The organism is Avibacterium sp. 20-129 (assembly GCF_026226845.1).
Lineage (GTDB): Bacteria > Pseudomonadota > Gammaproteobacteria > Enterobacterales > Pasteurellaceae > Avibacterium.
Map to the genome: position 1 here is coordinate 118,577 of NZ_JAKKOE010000002.1, position 20,131 is coordinate 138,707.

The window sequence follows — 20,131 nt, forward strand, 5'->3', positions numbered from 1 at the left end:
TGATTTTATATACAGTAAAGGGGTTTATGCAAATTTTTTACGCGGAATTTCTCAACCAGCCCAATTTTGTGCTTAACACATTGTAATAATTATAACTTTTTAAGTGAAGTAAACGCAGTTTATGTTTGCTTTTATAAATATGTACCACGTCATCAGGGGTGAACGGCAGCGCGACTTGACTATCGCAACCCGCTTCTAATTGCGGGGTGTTGTAGTCTGCAAAACGAATAGAGATTTTGCTTTCGCCATCAATGACCAAAGGGCGAGAAGAAAGGGTGTGTGGAAACATTGGTACTAGCGCGATTGCATTAAGTTGCGGGGTAAGAATCGGGCCACCAGCGGAAAGCGAATAGGCCGTTGAGCCTGTCGGTGTAGAAATAATTAAGCCATCAGAACGCTGTGAAAAGGCCAATTTATCATCAATATAAACGTGGAAATCGATCATATGAGCAATTTTGGCAGGGTGAATCACCGCTTCATTTACTGCATTGCTGGTGGCAATAATTTGTCCTTCTCGTTCAATGGCTGTTTCTAATAAAAAGCGTTCTTCCACAAAAAATTCACCACGATCTAAGCAAGCCTCAAGTTGGGCATAGGCATTTTTCGGATCAATATCCGTCAGAAAGCCTAAATTACCTCGGTTAATACCAATTAAAGCAATATCATATTTAGCTAAGATTCTTGCTCGCCCAAGCATATTGCCATCACCACCGATAACAATGGCTAATTGCGCCTGTGTACCAATCTCATCTAATTCTGCAAGATGTTGAATAGGTAAGCCTAAACGCTCGCCCACACTTTTTTCCACAAGTACCTGATAGCCTTTTTCTAAAAGCCATTGAAATAAATTTTTGTGCATTTGCAAATTTACATCATTGCGCGGACGCCCCACCAATCCGATGGTATGGAAGGAATTATGCAAACTTTTGTTGTCGATTAAATGGGTTGTGGACATCATATTTATTTTTATGCGGAAAACAGACCGCACTTGAATTCAAGAAATTTATGGCTATATTACACATAAACTATGTCAGTGGCTAGCCAAGTTTAGCAACTGTCAATTTTTACGTTTTTTGTTACAATAACGCAAATTTTTGAACAGATGGAGAAAACGATGTCAGAACAAGAACAACAAGTGGAAAAAACAGAAGTAAAACAAGAACAAGTAGAACAGGCAGAGAATGTGCAAGAAACAGCACAACAGCAAGAAAATGCTGAAAACCTTGAAGGCGATGCGTTAGAAGAAGCCATAGCCCGTGTTCAAGAACTTGAAGAGCAACTTGTTGAAACGGCGAAGAAAGAGCAAGATATTCTATTACGTAGCCGTGCAGAAATTGATAATATTCGCCGTCGTGCCGAACAAGATGTGGAAAAAGCACACAAATTTGCTTTAGAAAAATTTGCCAAAGATTTGCTTGAAACCATTGATAATCTTGAGCGAGCCTTGGCAACCCCAGTTAGCACGGAAGACGAGAGTTTAAAAGGCGTGTTAGATGGTGTGGAATTAACCTTAAAAGGATTGTTGGCAACAGTAGCACGTTTTGGCGTAGAAGCGGTTGGGACGGTGGGAGAAACCTTTAATCCCGATTTACACCAAGCCATTTCAATGCAGCCGGCAGACGGTTTTGAAAGCAATCAAATCACCACTGTACTACAAAAAGGCTATTTGCTGAATGGTAGAGTGATTCGCCCTGCAATGGTGATGGTGGCTGCGTAATCAATCAAATGCAATAAGTCTCATAAAAATAGGCGAGTGTATCGCCTATTTTTTTGCTCTAAATTTGAAGGGAATTTTTTTGCGTCAGCTTTTGCTGCTTTTTCTGTTCACGCCTTTTGCGGAAAAATTCGCTAAGTTTTTGGCTACATTCTTCTTGCAGTACACCGCCAGTAATTTCAAGATTGTGATTCATTTTATAATCATCAAAAAAGTGAAAACGCGAACCTACCGCCCCTGTTTTTAGATCATAAGCACCGAATACTAAACGCTTAATTCGGCTATGTAAAATTGCGCCTGCACACATTGTGCAAGGCTCCAGGGTAACGTACAGGGTGGTATTGAGTAAGCGGTAGTTTTGTTGCACTTGTCCTGCTTGGCGGAGTGCGACAATTTCTGCGTGAGCGGTGGGATCGTGTTGAAGAATAGATAGATTCCAGCCTTCTGCCACAATATTTCCTTCATCATTAACTAACACGGCACCTACAGGAATTTCCCCTAAGGCTTCTGCTTTATCAGCAAGGCTTAGGGCGTAACGCATCATTTTTTCATCAAAATCTGACCGCACTTTTATTCCCTCAATATTTAATTCGTGTGAAAAATCAGCCACAAATTGGCTGATTGGTAACATAAAGTGCGGTGCTTTTTGTGGAAGTTTTTCATTTTGTTATTTTTTATGCTTACACCGAGAAAGGATATTTAATCGCAGGGTGAGATTCATAGCCAATAACCTTGAAATCCTCCATTGTTACCCAGGTTTCGAGATCTTCAAGGGTTTTGATGTCAGGATTAATTTCTAATTTTGGTAGAGGCAATGGCTCTCGTTTGAGTTGTACATTTTGCATTAGCTCAAGCTGATCTTCATAAATATGTGCATTGACGATTTTATGATACGCCATTCCTGCTTTTTTCCCAGTAATTTGAGCCATTAATGCCAAGAAAGTAAACACTTGAATTTGGTTGAAATTTAACCCTAATGGTACATCGCAAGAACGTTGATAGCTGGTTAAATAAAGGGTATCGCCAAGTAAAGAAAAGGTGTGGGTGTGCATACAAGGACGCAAACAGCCTAGCTCAATTTCTCCGGGATTGTAAAAGGTGATGATTTCGCCACGATCGTCTAGCCCTTTGGTTAAATCATTCACCACTTTACGCAATTGGTCAAGGGTTTCACCATTTGGTTTACGCCAAGCACGCCCTTGCACACCATAAACGCGCCCCATATCATCAGTGCCTTTACGGTGTGGGTTATTCAACCACGCTTGATTTTCATTTGCATTGGCATCCCACGTTTTAGTGCCAAGCTTACGGAAATCAGCGGCATTGTCATAGCCACGAATGTAGCCTAAAAATTCTGCAATTGCGGCTTTCCAGTAACTTTTTCGGGTAGTGATTAAAGGAAATTTATTGTCCGCGACATTATAAGTGAGATCTGCATTAATCAGGGTTAAACAACGTTTTCCTGTCCGTTCATTTTCTACCCAAGTGCCGTTATCAATAATGTTTTGGCATAAATCTAAATATTGACGCATTATAAATTTCCCCTATTTTTTCACCGCACTTTTATAAGCGATCAGCATAATCAATGCCCCCAGCAGAATCATTGGCAATGAGAGAATTTGCCCCATTGAAATGTGCTGTTGGAAGAATAAGCCAAGCTGCGCATCAGGTTCACGAAAATATTCAATAATGAAACGGAATGTGCCATAACCGACTAAAAATAATCCTGCCACTGATCCCGTAGGGCGTGGTTTTTTGATAAACAGATTAAGAATGACAAATAGCACGAGCCCCTCTAACACGGCTTCATAAAGTTGCGAAGGGTGGCGAGGTAAATAACCGCCAGAGGGGAATAGCACTGCCCAAGGTACGTCTGTTACACGTCCCCAAAGTTCATCATTGATAAAGTTACCAATTCGCCCCATTCCTAAACCAAAAGGAATAAGCGGTGCAACAAAATCTGCCGTTGCCCAAAAGCCACGGTGTTGTAATTTGGCAGTGATAAACATAGCTAAAATCACACCAATTAATCCGCCGTGGAAAGACATTCCCCCTTCCCAGACACGAATTAAATACATCGGATCTTGTAAGAAATAATCAAATTGATAGAACAGCACATAACCGATACGCCCACCTAGGAATACACCAAGAAAGCCGTTAAATAAGAGGTTGTCCACTTGTTCTGTTGTCCAGCCACTATTTGGGCGATTGGCTCGGCGAACGGCAAGCCAACGTGCAAAGACAAAACCGATTAAATACATTAATCCGTACCAACGCAAGGCAACAGGACCTAACTGAAAAATCACAGGATCAAAGTGAGGAAAAGGGATAAAGCTAGAATTCATATATTTCCTTTTATTTCATAATCATATTGATAGCAATCACAATCAATAATACAGCAAAATAACGTTTTAGGGTTTTTACAGGCAATTTATCCGTGGTGCTTGCCCCTAATTTAGAGGTGAAAAATGACGTTGCAGTAATTGCCACTACAGCGGGTAAATACACATAACCTAATGAATAGCTTGGCATATTCGGTTGTCCCCAGCCACCCACGATAAAACTTAGCATTCCAGAGAGACCCAGTAACATTCCACAGAATGCAGATGAACCAATGGCTTTTTTCATCTCGATCCCACGTGCATTAAGAAACGGCACAATAAAGCCACCACCGCCAATGCCTGCAATGCTAGAGGCAATGCCAATCAAGATACCGCCAATGACAGAAGAAGTCGTGGTTAATGTTTTTGTCGCTTCTTTTGGTTTAATGGAAAGCAACATTTTCAATGCAAGATACACCACCAAACAGGCGAATAATTTGCTCGAAATGCTTTTATCTAAATGACCTACAAAAAGCCCTGAAATGAACGTGGTTACCATAATCACAGGGGCTAGCACTTTTACCGCATTCCATACAATATTGCCGAGTTTTTGATGGCGTTGTGCGGAAGAAAATCCAGTTACCACAATTGTGGCGAAAGAAGTACCTAATGCTGTGGACATCAAAAGTTCACTAGGCACATCAACCATTGGCAATAAATAAACCAATACCGGGACAATAATCAGTCCGCCTCCAATGCCAAATAAGCCTGCTAAAAAGCCGACCACACAGCCGACAATTAAACAAATAAGAAAAAAACTCAGCATTATGCTCCCCTTGTTCGATGAAATGAACGCTTATAATATTTGCCTGATGAATATTTTTTGCCAGAATGTTTGTTCGGTGTATTAGTTGCAGAATGTGTGAGCGAAGTTTTCTGCTCTTGAGGCGCCGCATTTGGCTGATTTTTCGGATTAAACAATACCCCCGCAAATTCTTTCATCGCTTTGCGGTACACTTCTTTTTTAAAAGGAACAACCTGACGCACAGGATACCAAAAATTCACCCAACGCCAACCATCAAATTCTGGCGATTTGGTGGTTTGCATATTAATATCTTTTTCGTCCGAGACTAATTGTAATAAGAACCAACGCTGTTTTTGCCCAATGCACATTGGCTTGCTGTCGTAGCGTAATAAGCGTTTAGGAAGTTTATAGCGAAGCCATTGTTTTGATACATAAAGTAATTTAACATCTTTACGAGTTAAACCCACTTCTTCAAAAAGCTCACGATACATTGCTTGTTCAGGCGTTTCATTATCATTTATACCGCCTTGTGGAAACTGCCACGAGTTTTGCCCATAGCGTTTCGCCCACAAAACCTGACCTTTACGATTGCAAATGACAATTCCCACATTCGGACGGTAGCCATCGAAATCGATCACTATCGTTTACCTTCATTTTAACTATTTTAAATTCTGAATTGGTGAATTGTTTCACAAACTTAAGGTTTTAACAACCGAAAACAAGCATTAAGCCGCTTTTCTATGAGAATTTTACAAATATGAAATCGTTATCATCTGTTAATAAATTGAATAAAAACCACAAGGCTGTGCATAACCTTGTGAACAGTGCGGGAGTAATATCAAATTATTTGTGTATAAAGATAACAAAATCCTTATTTCAAAATAAGTTAAAGAAGATCATTGCATCTTATTAAGATCTAAAGTTGAGATCCGAGATCGCATTATTTTGTTACAATTCTCGCCTATAAAAAAATCACACTGTATTTTTATCAGGATTTTAACCCCATTTCTTCTCTCAAGCTGTGAGTTATTCAGTATTTTTGTGGATAAAATTGTGGTTTTATGCAGAATAGGTGGGAATTAAATAGTAAACTTGGTGTGTCTGTATTGGCTCAGAATAATAAAATTATTTAAAATCAAAAAGATAGACAAAAAAGAAGCGTTGTTATATTGTGAATTACAGCGGATAAAAAGAGTGGTTATTAATTAATCAAAGACAAAAGTGCGGTGCTTTTCTCTCGTTTTTTTCATAAAACTTGACCTTAACCACCCGTTAAACTTTATACTATGGCAAATTTTCTCTAGGAACATTTATGCACCACAACCACGAGCAGGGCTGGCAAAACCAGCGCATTTTAGCCTTTAGCTTTGTTATTATCACCGCTTATATGGTGATTGAATTTTTGGGCGGCTATTATTTCAATAGCCTAACATTAATGGCGGATGCAGGCCATATGGCAAATGATAGCCTTTCCTTATTACTGGCTTTTATCGCATTATTTTTCCCCCATAAAACACAAAAATATTTCGCCCTATTTAATGGAATTTCTTTAATGGTGGTGGCGATTTGGATTTTACTTGAAGCTATTGAACGCTGGAAAAATCCCTTATTTATAAATGCGTTACCAATGCTAGGTGTGGCAGTTATGGGATTGTTTGTGAATATCATTGTGGCGTGGTTAATGCTGAAAAGCGATCAAGAAAACTTAAATATTCGTGCGGCTTATTTACACGTCTTGGCAGATTTATTTGGCTCTGTCATCGCTATTATTACAGGGGTGAGCGCGTGGTTATGGCAAATTCAGTGGTTAGATATTGTTGCCAGTGCCATTTTAAGTGTGTTCATTTTACGCAGTGGTGGGGGGATAATAAAAGCGGTAATGGTCGGACGGTATTTAGGGCATTCTCATTAGGCAATATATTGTTAAAGTGGAATACAGTGCGGTGGAAAAATCGAAAAATTTCCACCGCACTTATGTTATAGGCAAGTTAAATATTTTTCCCAATCAAAATATTGACCCGGATCGATTTTTCTTCCAGGGGAAATATCGCTATGCCCTACAATGCGATCTTTTCCTATTTTGGGATAGTGTTGCATTATGCTTCGTGTGAGTTTTGTCAGCGTGGCATATTGCTGTTCGGTGAACGGCTGATTGTTACTCCCTTCTAATTCAATGCCAATGGCGAAATCATTACATTTTTCACGTCCTTGAAAGCAAGAGACACCTGCGTGCCAAGCGCGATCATTGAAACTGACATATTGCGTTATTTTCCCCTCACGATTAATTAAGCAATGTGCTGAAACGCGAAGATCTTTAATTTCGTCAAAATAGGGATGAATAGCAGGATCTAAACGTCCTTGGAAAAATGCATCAATGTAATTTCCACCAAATTGCTCGGGGGGCAAGCTGATGTAATGAATGACGAGCAAGGAAATATCTTGTGGATCGGGGCGTAAATCATAATGGGGAGAAGGACAATGTTTTTGGTTGGCCAACCAGCCTGATTGATTAATGGAATATGTTGATTTCATAGATTTTTTGCGATCGTGATCGAGAAAAAGTGCGGTGCTTTTTGGCTTTATGTTTAATTTGAGCCACACTTATTCACGCGGGTTATTCATTGCTCGTATTTTATCGAAAATTAATCTTAAGAGAAATCAACAAGGACAACTTATGAACAGATTTTCTACGCGTTTGAAGCGGCAAGAAGGGTTTACGTTAATTGAATTAATGATTGTGATCGCCATTGTGGCAATTTTGGCAACAATCGCCGTGCCAGCCTACCAAAATTACACGAAAAAAGCGGCAATTTCAGAACTGATTCAAGCTGCAAGTCCTTACCGTTCTGAAGTGGAACTTTGTGTGTATAACACAGGATCAACCACCAAATGTAATGCTGGAACGAATGGGATTCAGAAAAAATTAACGAATAAAGGCAAAGTCGCGTCGATTGATGTACAGAAAGGTAAAATCACCGTTACAGGCAGAGAAAACTTAGCTGGGATAAGCTATTCTTTAACCGCGAGCGGTGATGCAGCCAAAGGAATAACTTGGGCGGTGAAGTGTGCTAAATCGGCGGAACTCTTTCCCGCAGGATTTTGTAACTGATGGGGCTAAATAATGGCGGAATATGTGTTACAGCCACAAATAACGGTGTGTGCGGTCGATGGAAAATATTTTGAAATTGCACCGCACTTATGGCAGCAAAATCAACAGCAAAAAGCCTTATTAATTCGTTATTTTGCTGTACCATTGCAGGAAAATGCACAAACCCTTTGGTTAGGTATTGATGATTTGAATAATCTTTCTGCTTGTGAAACCTTTTCTTTTTTAACAGGAAAAGTGGTTGAACCGGTATTATTACAAGCCCAAGATTTAAAATCACTTTTGCAAAGTCTTGCTCCAAATGTGGCGGAAGAGCCTGCAGTACCTGATTTTTATCGCCCTATGGAGCAGATCAAAGCGGAAGATTCGCAAGAAAAAACCGATGAACCCGTTATTCAGCTCTTAGATCGGATTTTTGAAAATGCTTTGCAGCTGAATGCCTCAGATATTCATTTAGAGCCACAACGTGAACAGTTGCAAATTCGCTTTCGTATTGACGGCGTATTGCAATGTCAAACGCCATTATCCACACAAATTAGTCATCGTTTGATTTCGCGTTTAAAGTTGCTTGCTCGGCTTGATATTAGCGAAACAAGGTTGCCACAAGACGGGCGTTTTCATTTTAAAACGACGTTTTCCGATATACTCGATTTTCGCCTTTCTACCTTGCCAACGCAATATGGGGAAAAAGCCGTGCTGCGTTTACAAAAAAATAAACCCGTCAGCCTTGCCTTTTCACAACTCGGAATGAATACAACACAGCAAAGCACCTTGCAGCAAGCACTTTCTCAACCCCAAGGTTTGATTTTGGTTACAGGCCCAACAGGGAGCGGAAAAAGTATCACCCTTTATACCGCACTTGAGTGGTTAAATCACTCAGAAAAACATATTCTCACCGCAGAAGATCCCATTGAAATCGAGCTACCGGGCATTATCCAAACACAAATTAATCCCCAAATTGGGCTTGACTTTAATCGCCTATTACGCACTTTTTTAAGGCAAGACCCCGATATCATTATGCTTGGTGAAATTCGTGATGCAGAAAGTGCTTCAATTGCTTTACGTGCCGCACAAACAGGGCATTTAGTGCTTTCTACATTGCATACGAATGATGCACATTCAGCGATCTCTCGTTTGTTGCAACTTGGTATCCAACAGCACGAAATTGACAATAGTCTATTGCTTGTTATTGCACAGCGATTGGTACGAAAGAAATGTCATCATTTGACTAAAGATTGCGATTGTTATCAAGGCTATAAAGGGCGCAGTGGCATTTACCAATTTTTACAACCACACTTTCATAACGGGGAACGTTCCTATCAAACGGATTATGCATCCTTACGAGAAAGTGGATTGGAGAAAGTAAAAGAAGGAATAACAGATTTAGTTGAGGTAGAACGAGTATTAGGGAAACGGATAGGGGAATAAAAAAGTGAGAGAAATGATAACCTTTCTCTCACTTCAGAGGTTAGTCTATTAGAAACGATAGGTTAATTTACCCGCAAAATAAGTTTGTTTTAGCCCATAATCAGAAAGCGATGTTCTATGGCTAATTTGTGCGCTGATATTTAGATTTTGCGTAATATCATAACCTGCACTGGCAGAGAATAATAATGCGTTACCTAATTTACCCGTTTTATATTGCTGGGTTGTTCCATCATTGAGGGTTAAAGTTGGGGTATTTCCTGCATTGTGTTCATACATCGCACGGAACTTTAATAATTTCCACGCAATTTCACCACCGATTTGTTGAGTGAAAATAGCTTGTCGATCATTATTAATATTCCAACTGAAAGTATGATCTTCAATCTTGGCTTTACTACGTTGGTATTGTAAAGCCATAATTGGCGTTAAACGGATTTCATTTAATAAGAAATGATAACCCATTTCTGTTCCAATCCCCCAGGAATGACCTCTCACTTTAGCTAAATCTTTATGTTGTGAAGTCGAAATTTTACCTCTTACATATTGATAGTTTCCACTGAGATTAATATAGCTTTGCTCAGTAAGTTTATTTTCTAATGTGAACAATAAGCCGACAGACTTGTATTTTGCAGAGCTGCTTCCTTCAATTTTTGTGGTTTTTGGTTCGATTGAGAATTTACTCAACGCAAGCCCTAAGTGAAGAGGGTGTTTATCATTGAGATCAAGTTTTCCCCCAAATAACGTGCTGTTCGTAGTGGATTTGTATCCATATCCATAATCAGTAAAGCCAAGATTGCTATCATAAGAAGCTTTACGATGTTGCTGTAAAACATAGAAGTTTTTTGTGTCTTGCGTAATGTTCTGTGTAAAGGTTTGAGTCTGCATATAACTATGCTCTAGCAAAGCTAAATTAGTTATCAAATAGGCAGGGACTTGACTATTTAGTGCAGCGCGATAGGTTGCTGTTCTTCCTGTTAATTCCTCATTTTGATTTGCAGACGGTGTTACTGCCGTATTAGTACTTGTCGTTGGCAAAGTAGGTGTTGTGGTGTTATCAGGTTTAGTTATTTCCCCTTTTGGTGGGTTTTGAGATGCTTTTATGATTGGTGATAGTGTTTCGCCTTTTTCATTAACTAATAAGGTTTGCAATCGATAATCGTAGAAATCATTATTATTTGTACCAAAGTGATTTTCACTTGCCGTAGTCGCGCCTTTTTCAATGCTGACTAAGGCATAGCGATGAATATGGCTTTCATCATTGTGAACCACTTTAGCCAAGTTGAAGGCATCAATACGACTGGTTTCTCCTTTTACTTGAATTAGCGAGATCCCCTCATTCGCATCATAACGATTATTTTCATTGGTATCTGACCGACCAATATGGCTATTACGTAAGTTAATGTTCACTGGAATTGCTTGTGTGGTAGTTAAATCACCATTAATCAGAACCTGATCAGAGCGCCATTTTGTCATATCTTCGGAAACGTTATCTACATTTAACGTAATAACCGCGCCTTCATTGTTTACATCTGCAAAGGAGAGTGTTTTAGGTTGGAAATCAGTATTGGTGGATTTATCTCCGTTTGTCGTGTGATTTAATTGTGGGGTATTATTTGGCATAATGTGGGCATTGGTTTTCCAATACGTATGTGAATGAATTACGCCATTTCCCATTAAACTCGCATTTTCTTGGATATATAATGGAGAATGATTTAATTCTCCCTCTAAAATAGTTACCCCTTGATTTAACAAAGTTTTTCCTGTGTGATTGAGTTGTCCAATTAAATATAATGTTCCATCTCCATTTTTGCTGAGTGCACCTGTGCCTTGTGTATCAGCAAATAAATGGCTTGTTTGGTTGGTGTTAATGTCGGCATTAATTTGGCTTGTGTCATCAAGTGTAATTGTATTAAAACGAGCAATCACATTATCTTTTATGCTTAATGTTGCATTATTTGCTAAATTTGCATTATGCGTTAAATGTGACGTGTTTGAGGCATAAATTATTTTACCTTGATTGATGTTAAGTTCATCTAATGTCGAATTCGTTTCTAAGGTCAGCTGGTTATTATTAAGTGCGGTCGGTTTATAAGAAAAATTTAATTTACCCTGCTCATCACCGAGTATTTCACCCTTAATTTTTCTTATTCCAGATTGTAAATAGTTGAGTGTGCTGGTTTTGCTTGTATTGCTGTTTATAATATTACCGTTAATTGTTCTAGCTTGCAGCCCGTTATCATCGCCATTTGCGATGGTGAAATTATTTCCATTTAAGTCAAATGTGCCTTTATTCAAGCTGAGGCTTTCGGATTTAATTTGGTTTTCTCCATATAATTTGACTGTACCTTCAGGATTTACAATGATTTCAGAATAGGCTTGAACTTTACCATCTTTTTCCTGCTGTTTTAAACCTAAGGTGCCTTCATTAACAATGATTTTAGCCGGATTAATTCCTTCACCAATTTTAATTATTTCTCCATCACCAATTTTATAGAACGTTTCCGCCACCGTGCTATTACGATCATATTCAAATGGCGTATTTCGTTTATCTCGGTGTAGGATATTATTTTGCCATACAAGCTCTTGAATATTTAAACGCACAAATTCGATTTTACCTTCTGCACCTTCATAGAGTAATCCAATATCTCCGTTTGGTAATTCCGTTAAGCTGCTATAAGCATAATTGTTTGGTGTAATCGTGGTGGTATATTTCCATTCGATAGAGCCATCTTCTTGCACTTCACCGAGCCAGACTTTACCATTGGTGCGTTTGTTTGAGTGTGGGTTGGCAAAAAGGATATGTTCTTTACCATTAATTCGTTTGGAATATTTAATCACTGAAAGTTGGCAATAAGGTTCTAATAGCACATCGTCTAAAATAACCTCTTTTTCCCAAGTATAACCACCATCATAGCTAGTGGAAATATGAACACGATTATGTGGTGTGACACGGGAAAAGAGTTTTAATTGTCCGTTGTCTAACTCAATCACTTGGGATTCGGTAATTTCATAACCGTAAGTACCGTCAAGAAGGCGGGATCCGCCTTGTGCTGCAAATCGGCTATCAATTGGTGATTCGCCACGTTCCCAAGTTTTTCCGCCGTCTTTACTGATGATGACAGCAGCCGCTTGTTTATTGTTATTATTCGTATAGTAAACAGGCATTACTAAAGAACCATCTTTCAGTTGAATTCCTGTTCCCGGACCTGTTCCCATAAAACGCATCCAATCCGCTTTTACTTGAGCATTAATATTGACAGGATTAGACCAAGTTTCACCATCATTATCACTATAAGTTAGCCATAAATTGCTCGTGATGGTTGATTTAAGTGGTGCGCTGTCATTATCTGGATTTTTAGTTTGTAAATAAATATTGCCTAAGCGTGTATTACCTTGATATAAATCACCAAGATCTTTAAATGCAAGTTCAGGATTGCCATTAATTACTACACGATAATCAGTTGGTTTATTTTTATCATTATAAACAATACCGTTTTCACGAATGGTATAACGATTATTATATTCATCAGTTAATAATTGATAATATTTCCCATTAATATTTTTATAACCTGAGCCTTCTGCATTTTGATTTTTGATCCCAAAGAAACCGCGTGTTTCAGGAAACATATCTACAATCATAAAGACACGTCCATTGCGTTTATCTTGCACCATAAGAGGATCGATTAAGAATGCGGAATTTTGATCACCATAAGATTGACTAGCAAGATCAATCACGGTTTGGCTTTTTTGCCAAGTTAAACCACCATCAAAACTGCGGCGGATTGCGGTATCAATATTTCCCCAGTCCGCAGAATGTTGCCAACGTTTATCAATTGCTGCAATCACAACGCCATTTTGTGTGGTGAGTAAAGAGGGAATACGATAGTTTCTTGCGTCATCTTGATTGGGTTGAAAGAGGGCGTTTTTTTCCGTTAGTATTGCGCCTGAAGCACGATATTTATCCACATTTTCAATTTCGTTTCGGTGATAAGTATCTGCTAATTCTTGGTGTAACGCTTTAATTTTTTCTTCTGACAAGACGTGTTCGGTCACTCCAGCAGAATAAATGTTTCCACTAAACTGCATTTCATTACCAGTACTTCTTGGGGTTTTCCCTAAATAAGCAATATTTAAATTTTCAATATCTTTGAAAAATTTAGAATTATTGTGTGTTTGCTTTAATTCACCATTGACATAAATTTTAATTTGATTATTTGTTTTATCAAAAGTGTAAGTAATCGTTTGATAATCTTTATTTTGATTATTGACATTGGCAGCAAGTAAAGCATTTTGAATTAGATAGTGGTTATTATTTCTTAACTCCAAGCCAAAGGTATCCGTACCCTGTTTCCTTAACATATAGAAATTAATGTAGTGGTTTGCAGGCCCGCCTAATGTTGAGGCGCCTAAGAGAGAATAAACATTATCACCACCATTAGTTTTAAAACCAAAAGTTAATGAACCATTTTCTAAATTGAATACGTCATTTTTAGCAAAGGTTTCCGTGATATTAAGCGGTTTGAAGAGTTCAGTATTGGATTTGAAATCTAAGATTCCTTCGCTACTCGCCATGGCATATTGGCTGATAAAGCACGAAGAGATTAAAGCTGCCAATGTTGTTTTTTTCATAGGGCATCCTTATTTTGAGTGGAAGAGAAAATAGCTCAAACCAGATGATATTTTCACTCCACAATGAAGTAAATCAAGATCATTTTACTTCGTGACGCTCTTCACAGAATCGTCTTTATTTTTGATTAAAAATGAGAGATCTCTCGCATTTCTATAAAGCGAGAATTTCTCAAAGAGCATTAGAGCCTGTATTTAAAACGTGATAATATGCCAACTAACAATCAAATGATGTTGGCTGTAACCTGAAAAACAAAAATAGAAAGGAACACAATTTGTCCAATCCAATAAACGAAATAAGTGAAACTTTTACCCTTGAACCGCAAGATAATGCCCGTTTACAGGCACTGTGTGGGACATTTGATGAAAATATCCAGTTAATTGAAAAAGAATTTTTCTTAGATATTGCACGGCGTAATTTTACTTTTACGCTAAAATCGAAAGATTCTCACCCTAAATCTCACCACGCTAAATTATTAGATAAAGTAGCGACATTGATCCAAGCCTTGTATTTGGAAACCTCTCCAGTACGTGGTGTAGTGAAAGAAATTGATTTGTCTGATGTGCATTTAGCTATTCAGGAAAATCGAATATTATTACAAGAAGATACGGAGCTAGCAGAGCAGAATGCGGTGCCAAAAGTGTATCAAACCACCATTAAAACAAAACGTGGTTTGATTAAACCGCGTGGCGCAAATCAAATTCAGTATTTGCATAATATTTTACGTTACGACATTAGCTTTGGGATTGGGCCTGCTGGAACCGGAAAAACATTCTTAGCTGTCGCAGCGGCGGTAGAAGCCTTAGAACGACAAGAAGTTCGCCGTATTTTGCTTACTCGTCCTGCGGTGGAAGCAGGGGAAAAATTGGGTTTTTTACCCGGCGATTTAGGGCAAAAAATTGAGCCATATTTACGACCGCTTTATGATGCCTTGTTTGAGATGTTAGGCTTTGAAAAAGTACAAAAGTTAATGGAACGCAATGTCATTGAAATTGCACCGCTTGCCTATATGCGTGGACGTACGCTAAATGATAGTTTTATTATTTTAGACGAAAGCCAAAACACCACAACAGAGCAAATGAAAATGTTTTTAACCCGTATTGGGTTTAATTCTAAAGCGGTGATTACGGGCGATATTACGCAAATTGATTTGCCACGTAGCCAAAAATCAGGCTTACGCCACGCCATTGAAGTGCTAGAAAATGTGCCAGAATTGAGCTTTAATTATTTTGATAGTAAAGACATTGTGCGTCATCCAGTGGTTGCTAAAGTGGTACAGGCGTATGATAAATGGGACGAACAAGAAGAAATTCGCCGCCAAGAACGCACCTTACAGCGTCAGCAAGAACAATCCAAACAACAAGCTTTAGAACGAGAAGAAACAGAATGAAAGATGTGATCGTTGATTTACAAATTGCCTCACAAGAGCTAGAAAATTTGCCGACAGAACAGCAATTTCAACAATGGGCAACGACGGCAGTACAAGCAGAAAACCTACAACCAGAGATCACCATTCGTGTGGTGGACGAAGCCGAAAGCCAAATGTTAAACGCTACTTATCGTGGCAAAGATTATCCCACTAACGTGCTTTCTTTTCCTTTTGAATGTCCTGAAGAAGTGGAATTACCGTTGCTTGGCGATTTAGTGATTTGCCGTCAAGTGGTGGAACGTGAAGCCAAAGAACAGGACAAACCTTTAATGGCTCACTGGGCGCATATGGTGGTTCACGGTTGTTTGCATTTACTTGGTTATGATCATATTGAAGATGATGAGGCAGAAGAAATGGAAAGCCTTGAAACGGAAATAATGCAAGAATTGGGCTTTGCCGATCCTTATTTAATGGAAAAAGGCTAGCCTTGCAACCCCGTCAGCTTTGTTTCTTGGTTGGAGAAAATGAGTGGTTACAGGCACAACTTTCTCCGTTATTCTCTTATTTAGAACGCTTTGAAACGCAAAGTGCGGTGCTTTTTTTCGATGAAAATTCTAGCGCACTTTTCGCCATTGAAAAGATTAAGTTAATTCCTTTTAGTAAAGCGAAAAATCAGCTTGGACGTGAACATTCGCTGATTATTTATGATGCTAGACAAAGCCTAAATTTGGATACGCTTGCGATTGCCGCTGGCACCCTACAAGCAGACGGACAGCTTTATATATTGTGTCATCATTGGCAACATTTAGCCACCCAAATTGATTTAGATAGCCTACGTTGGAGCGGGGTTCCACAAGGTATTCCCACGCCAAATTTTGTACAATTTATGCAACAAAAAGTGCGAGAGTATGGTTTTCCTGTTTACCAGCAGCACAATAACGCGTTATTTTTACCAGAACCCTATAAGCCAGTGAGCGAAGTGCTAGAACCTGTTTATTCAGCCACCCAAGATCAACAACATATTTTACAGCGGTTATTGGATCAACCAAAAGAGATCAATGTCATCACCGCCAAACGTGGACGAGGAAAATCGGCATTGGCGGGATTATTTGCTACTCATTTAGACAAGGTCATTCTCACCGCACCGAATAAAAGTGCGGTGCAAATTTTACAAGATTTTGCTCAGAAAGATTTGCCTTTTATTGCTCCAGATGATCTCGCTCAACAAGTGCAACAAAATCCGGATAAATTTACCCAATATTGGCTGATCATTGATGAAGCCGCAATGATCCCTCTGCCGTTATTAATGCAGCTAACCTCTCATTTTCACTCGATTTTATGCACGACGACAATCCAAAGCTATGAAGGAACAGGACGTGGTTTTTTGCTTAAATTTATGCAAAAAAATCACCGCACTTTGCAACATTTCGAGCTAAATACGCCGTTACGCTGGCGTGAAGATGATCTTATTGAGCCTTTTATTGCCGCTCTTCTTTTATTAGAGGCAGAAAACAACTTAGTACAGCCAAATTTCCAACCAAATTCAGCGTTACAGTTTTATTGGCATCACAGTTCAAGCCTTTTCCAACAAACACAATATCAAGCGCTCTATGGCTTGCTTACTCTTGCGCATTACAAAACCTCTCCCACTGATTTACGCCGTTTACTTGATGGTAAAGATCAGCAATTTTTATTGGTGAAAGCAAAGGACGATTTGTTGGGGGCGGTTTGGTTATTGCAGGAAGGTGGAATGCAAGATAGGGCTGTGCTTGAAGGGATAATGCAAGGTGTTCGTCGTCCAAAAGGGAATTTAGTGGCGCAAATATTGTGTCAAGCTAGTTTGAATGAAGCCGCCTGTAAACTGACTTCTACCCGCATTTCACGCATTGCGGTACAACCAAAATGGCAACATCAAGGGATCGGTACGAGATTAATTGCACAAGTGATAGCGCATAGTGAGAGCGATTTTCTTTCTGTAAGTTTTGGTTATTCAGCAGAATTAGCTTATTTTTGGCAAAAATGTGGTTTTGAGCTGGTTTATTTAGGCGAGCATAAAGAGGCGAGTAGCGGTTGTTATACCGCAATAGCGCTAAAAGGAAAGAGTGAGGCAGGAAAACAGTTTTGTAACGAATTGGTGCTAGCATTTCAGCGTAATATTGGGCTATCTTTTCATCCTTTAGCAGCGCAATTTATAAGTGTAGAACAGGATAAGAAATTAATGGAAGCAGATAAGAAAGCATTATATTATTTTGCTTATTACCAGCGAAATCTTGCCAGCACAGTACCAGCTATTCAGCGTTTACTTGCACAAGTTAGCCCACAAAATATGCCATTGTTAGCGCATTATTGTGAAATGAAAATGTTGCCTTTAACCGGTAAAAAACAATGGTTGAAAGATTGTCGGGAAGAAATAAAACGGTTATTGCAAAAGCAAAAAATTCTTTTATGATAAGAGATAAATCACATCAAGGAACAATAGCGATATAGGAGGAAAAATGGATAATCAGCCAAAAGGCGTGTTACGCAGATTATGGGATAAATATAGCGAATTTTGCAAAGAATTGGGGGTTGATCAAGGGGCTTGCCGTAGTTGTGTGCCGGTGGTGAAATTTGATGATGAACCACCGAAAAAAGTAGAAAAGGATCAGAAAACCAATTCTTAAGATCCGATCGCGATCTTGCATTTTTTACAATGCCATTTGGGGCTTTCTCAAATGGCTTTCTTTTTGCCTGAAATAGACAAATCTTTACATAAGGTAGGATCAAATTGCTTGCAACTTAGTCAAACTAATACTAAACTTACGCATAAGTGGTAAAAAGTGGTGTTTTGTGGTAAAAACTGCAAAAAATCTGTAAAAAACAACCGCACTTATTTTTAACCAAGAGATCTCAAAGAATGTTTCGTGGTGCATCATCGGTAAATTTGGATTCAAAGGGACGGCTTGCCATTCCTACCCGTTATCGCGCAGAGATCCTAGAAAAAAATAATGGTCAAATGGTTTGCACGGTGGATATTCGCCAACCTTGCTTGCTACTTTATCCTCTAGATGAATGGGAAATTGTTGAGCAAAAGTTATTAAGTTTGTCGAATTTTGATCCTGTGCAACGCAGTTTGCAGCGTGTGATGCTCGGTTATGCCACAGAATGTGAGCTTGACAGCGTAGGGCGAATTTTGATTAGCGCGCCATTACGCCAGCACGCAAAACTGGAAAAAAGCACAATGTTAGTGGGTCAGTTAAATAAATTTGAAATTTGGAGCGATGTAGAATGGCAAGCTCAAATTCAACAAGATATGGCTCTCGGTGCAAGTGGGCAGCTTGCTCAATCCCCTGAATTAATTACGCTGTCGTTATAAGAGAAGATGAACTTCCAGCAAGCGCAGCGGCACTAGCAGAGATAAGCGGTGTACTTGAGTACACCGCATTATCTCATTTTAATATTTAATTTTTTATTATTTTACAACGAGTTATGAACGCGCAGAACCTTTTTTCTTCACCTGAACATTTTACCGTTTTATTGAATGAAGCGGTGGACGGCTTGGCATTGAAAGAAAAAGGCATCTATATTGATGGTACCTTTGGGCGTGGTGGTCATTCTCGTCTGATCTTATCTCGCTTATCACAAGATGGCAGATTAATAGCCATTGATCGCGATCCTCGCGCCATTGCAGCAGCACAGCAAATTCAAGATCCGCGTTTTCAGATTGAGCATCAGAGTTTTTCAGCGATCCCTGAGATCTGCGAGAAACTCGGTTTAGTTGGGAAAATTGATGGGATTTTGCTCGATCTTGGCGTTTCTTCACCGCAATTAGATGAAGCAGAACGCGGTTTTAGCTTTATGAAAGATGGGCCACTTGATATGCGAATGGATACTACGCAAGGTTTATCAGCGGCAGAGTGGTTACAACAGGTTTCAGAGCAAGATCTCGCGTGGGTACTGAAAATGTTTGGTGAAGAGCGGTTCGCTAAGCGTATTGCGCAAGTTATTGTTAATTATAATAAAAACGCACGTCAAAATGGCACAGAGCCATTGCATCGTACCTTGCAATTAGCTGAATTAATCGCTCAATCAGTACCTTTTAAAGATAAACATAAACATCCTGCAACACGCAGTTTTCAGGCCATTCGTATTTTTATCAATGCCGAATTGGAAGAGCTAGAGCGTGTTTTAACGGGGGCTTTACAAGTGTTAGCGCCACAAGGGCGTTTGTCAATCATCAGTTTCCATTCCCTTGAAGATCGTATGGTGAAGCATTTTATGCGTAAGCAAAGCAAAGGGGAAAGTTTACCAAAAGGCCTTCCATTGCGCGAAGATCAAATTCAGCGTAGCCAAACCTTAAAAACCATTGGTAAAGCAATTATGCCAACAGAACAAGAAATTACACAAAATGCACGCTCTAGGAGTGCAGTGCTGCGCATTGCGGAGAGGGTATAAAAATGATTGAAAATTCAGAACGCTATCCATTGCGTAGCATTATTGTCGAGGATCTTTTTGCCTCAAACAAACTCTTGATGGCGTTAATGGCATTAGTGATTGTGAGTGCGCTAAGCACAATTTGGATTACTCACCAAACGCGTGGGCTGATTGCAGAAAAAGGCGAATTAGTCCTACAACACCAAGCCTTAGAAAATGAATTTTTAAACTTAAAGTTAGAAGAAGCAACCCAAAGTGATAATACTCGTGTTGAGGCGATTGCAACTGGGAAATTACAAATGCAACATATCTCGCCAGAACAAGAAATTTTATTATTAGAATAATTTGAGG

At 39.1% G+C, this 20,131-nt stretch carries 18 protein-coding genes and 1 pseudogene; 11 read left to right on the plus strand and 8 right to left on the minus strand.

Annotated elements, in window-relative coordinates; translation table 11 throughout:
- Positions 1–37: 37 nt before the first annotated feature.
- Complete coding sequence (locus tag L5B90_RS08095) at positions 38–955, minus strand: NAD(+) kinase (protein ID WP_250364590.1); 918 nt, start codon at positions 953–955, stop codon at positions 38–40.
- A 159-nt stretch (positions 956–1,114) separates the two neighbouring features.
- Here L5B90_RS08095 and grpE point away from each other — a divergent pair, with 159 nt between their 5' ends.
- Positions 1,115–1,717 carry a nucleotide exchange factor GrpE gene (gene grpE / locus L5B90_RS08100; protein ID WP_250363488.1) on the plus strand — a complete coding sequence of 201 codons (603 nt, stop codon included), beginning with the start codon at positions 1,115–1,117 and terminating at the stop codon, positions 1,715–1,717.
- Positions 1,718–1,775: 58 nt separating this feature from the next.
- Here the strand turns inward: grpE and tadA are convergent, their stop codons facing one another.
- The 5 genes and pseudogenes from tadA to rppH all read right to left on the minus strand — a co-directional run.
- Positions 1,776–2,297 (minus strand): tRNA adenosine(34) deaminase TadA, encoded by a 522-nt coding sequence (tadA, locus tag L5B90_RS08105; RefSeq protein WP_265762754.1) that lies wholly within the window; start codon positions 2,295–2,297, stop codon positions 1,776–1,778.
- Positions 2,298–2,394: 97 nt separating this feature from the next.
- Complete coding sequence (locus L5B90_RS08110) at positions 2,395–3,246, minus strand: thymidylate synthase (protein ID WP_265762616.1); 852 nt, start codon at positions 3,244–3,246, stop codon at positions 2,395–2,397.
- Between the two features lie 12 nt (positions 3,247–3,258).
- Complete coding sequence (gene lgt, locus L5B90_RS08115) at positions 3,259–4,059, minus strand: prolipoprotein diacylglyceryl transferase (protein ID WP_250349617.1); 801 nt, start codon at positions 4,057–4,059, stop codon at positions 3,259–3,261.
- A 10-nt stretch (positions 4,060–4,069) separates the two neighbouring features.
- The gene (locus L5B90_RS08120; protein ID WP_265762617.1) at positions 4,070–4,861 is read right to left on the minus strand and encodes a sulfite exporter TauE/SafE family protein; all 792 of its coding nucleotides are present in this window, start codon (positions 4,859–4,861) and stop codon (positions 4,070–4,072) included.
- Positions 4,862–5,006: 145 nt separating this feature from the next.
- A pseudogene (gene rppH / locus L5B90_RS08125) lies at positions 5,007–5,478 on the minus strand (RNA pyrophosphohydrolase); the annotation flags it as partial.
- Positions 5,479–6,152: 674 nt separating this feature from the next.
- Between rppH and L5B90_RS08130 the strand changes: the two are divergent.
- Positions 6,153–6,752: a cation diffusion facilitator family transporter gene (locus L5B90_RS08130; RefSeq protein WP_265762618.1), complete on the plus strand. Its 600-nt coding sequence runs from the start codon at positions 6,153–6,155 to the stop codon at positions 6,750–6,752.
- Positions 6,753–6,817: 65 nt separating this feature from the next.
- On the opposite strand, the gene ampD is transcribed toward L5B90_RS08130, so the two are convergent.
- Positions 6,818–7,372 (minus strand): 1,6-anhydro-N-acetylmuramyl-L-alanine amidase AmpD, encoded by a 555-nt coding sequence (ampD, locus tag L5B90_RS08135; RefSeq protein WP_265762619.1) that lies wholly within the window; start codon positions 7,370–7,372, stop codon positions 6,818–6,820.
- A gap of 142 nt (positions 7,373–7,514) precedes the next feature.
- Here ampD and ppdD point away from each other — a divergent pair, with 142 nt between their 5' ends.
- Positions 7,515–7,949 carry a prepilin peptidase-dependent pilin gene (ppdD, locus tag L5B90_RS08140; protein ID WP_326938215.1) on the plus strand — a complete coding sequence of 145 codons (435 nt, stop codon included), beginning with the start codon at positions 7,515–7,517 and terminating at the stop codon, positions 7,947–7,949.
- Positions 7,950–7,961: 12 nt separating this feature from the next.
- Positions 7,962–9,374 carry a GspE/PulE family protein gene (locus L5B90_RS08145; RefSeq protein ID WP_265762620.1) on the plus strand — a complete coding sequence of 471 codons (1,413 nt, stop codon included), beginning with the start codon at positions 7,962–7,964 and terminating at the stop codon, positions 9,372–9,374.
- A 48-nt stretch (positions 9,375–9,422) separates the two neighbouring features.
- On the opposite strand, the gene L5B90_RS08150 is transcribed toward L5B90_RS08145, so the two are convergent.
- Positions 9,423–14,000: an exo-alpha-sialidase gene (locus L5B90_RS08150; protein ID WP_265762621.1), complete on the minus strand. Its 4,578-nt coding sequence runs from the start codon at positions 13,998–14,000 to the stop codon at positions 9,423–9,425.
- Between the two features lie 284 nt (positions 14,001–14,284).
- Here L5B90_RS08150 and L5B90_RS08155 point away from each other — a divergent pair, with 284 nt between their 5' ends.
- The 7 genes from L5B90_RS08155 (at position 14,285) to ftsL (ending at position 20,124) form a co-directional block, all read left to right on the plus strand.
- Positions 14,285–15,388, plus strand: a complete 1,104-nt coding sequence (locus L5B90_RS08155; RefSeq protein ID WP_265762756.1) for a PhoH family protein — start codon at positions 14,285–14,287, stop codon at positions 15,386–15,388.
- On the plus strand, positions 15,385–15,852 hold the full coding sequence (ybeY, locus tag L5B90_RS08160; protein WP_265762622.1) for an rRNA maturation RNase YbeY: 468 nt from the start codon (positions 15,385–15,387) through the stop codon (positions 15,850–15,852). The genes L5B90_RS08155 and ybeY overlap by 4 nt, the downstream gene beginning before the upstream one ends.
- Before the next feature lie 2 nt (positions 15,853–15,854).
- Entirely contained in the window at positions 15,855–17,816 is a 1,962-nt protein-coding gene (locus L5B90_RS08165) for a GNAT family N-acetyltransferase (protein WP_265762623.1), read from the plus strand.
- Positions 17,817–17,862: 46 nt separating this feature from the next.
- Positions 17,863–18,030, plus strand: coding sequence for a DUF5363 domain-containing protein (locus L5B90_RS08170; protein ID WP_250349627.1), 168 nt, complete (start codon positions 17,863–17,865; stop codon positions 18,028–18,030).
- A 233-nt stretch (positions 18,031–18,263) separates the two neighbouring features.
- Positions 18,264–18,722: a division/cell wall cluster transcriptional repressor MraZ gene (gene mraZ, locus L5B90_RS08175; protein ID WP_115250036.1), complete on the plus strand. Its 459-nt coding sequence runs from the start codon at positions 18,264–18,266 to the stop codon at positions 18,720–18,722.
- A 113-nt stretch (positions 18,723–18,835) separates the two neighbouring features.
- Positions 18,836–19,801: a 16S rRNA (cytosine(1402)-N(4))-methyltransferase RsmH gene (gene rsmH, locus L5B90_RS08180; RefSeq protein WP_265762624.1), complete on the plus strand. Its 966-nt coding sequence runs from the start codon at positions 18,836–18,838 to the stop codon at positions 19,799–19,801.
- A gap of 2 nt (positions 19,802–19,803) precedes the next feature.
- Positions 19,804–20,124, plus strand: coding sequence for a cell division protein FtsL (gene ftsL, locus L5B90_RS08185; protein ID WP_250349629.1), 321 nt, complete (start codon positions 19,804–19,806; stop codon positions 20,122–20,124).
- Positions 20,125–20,131 lie beyond the last annotated feature (7 nt).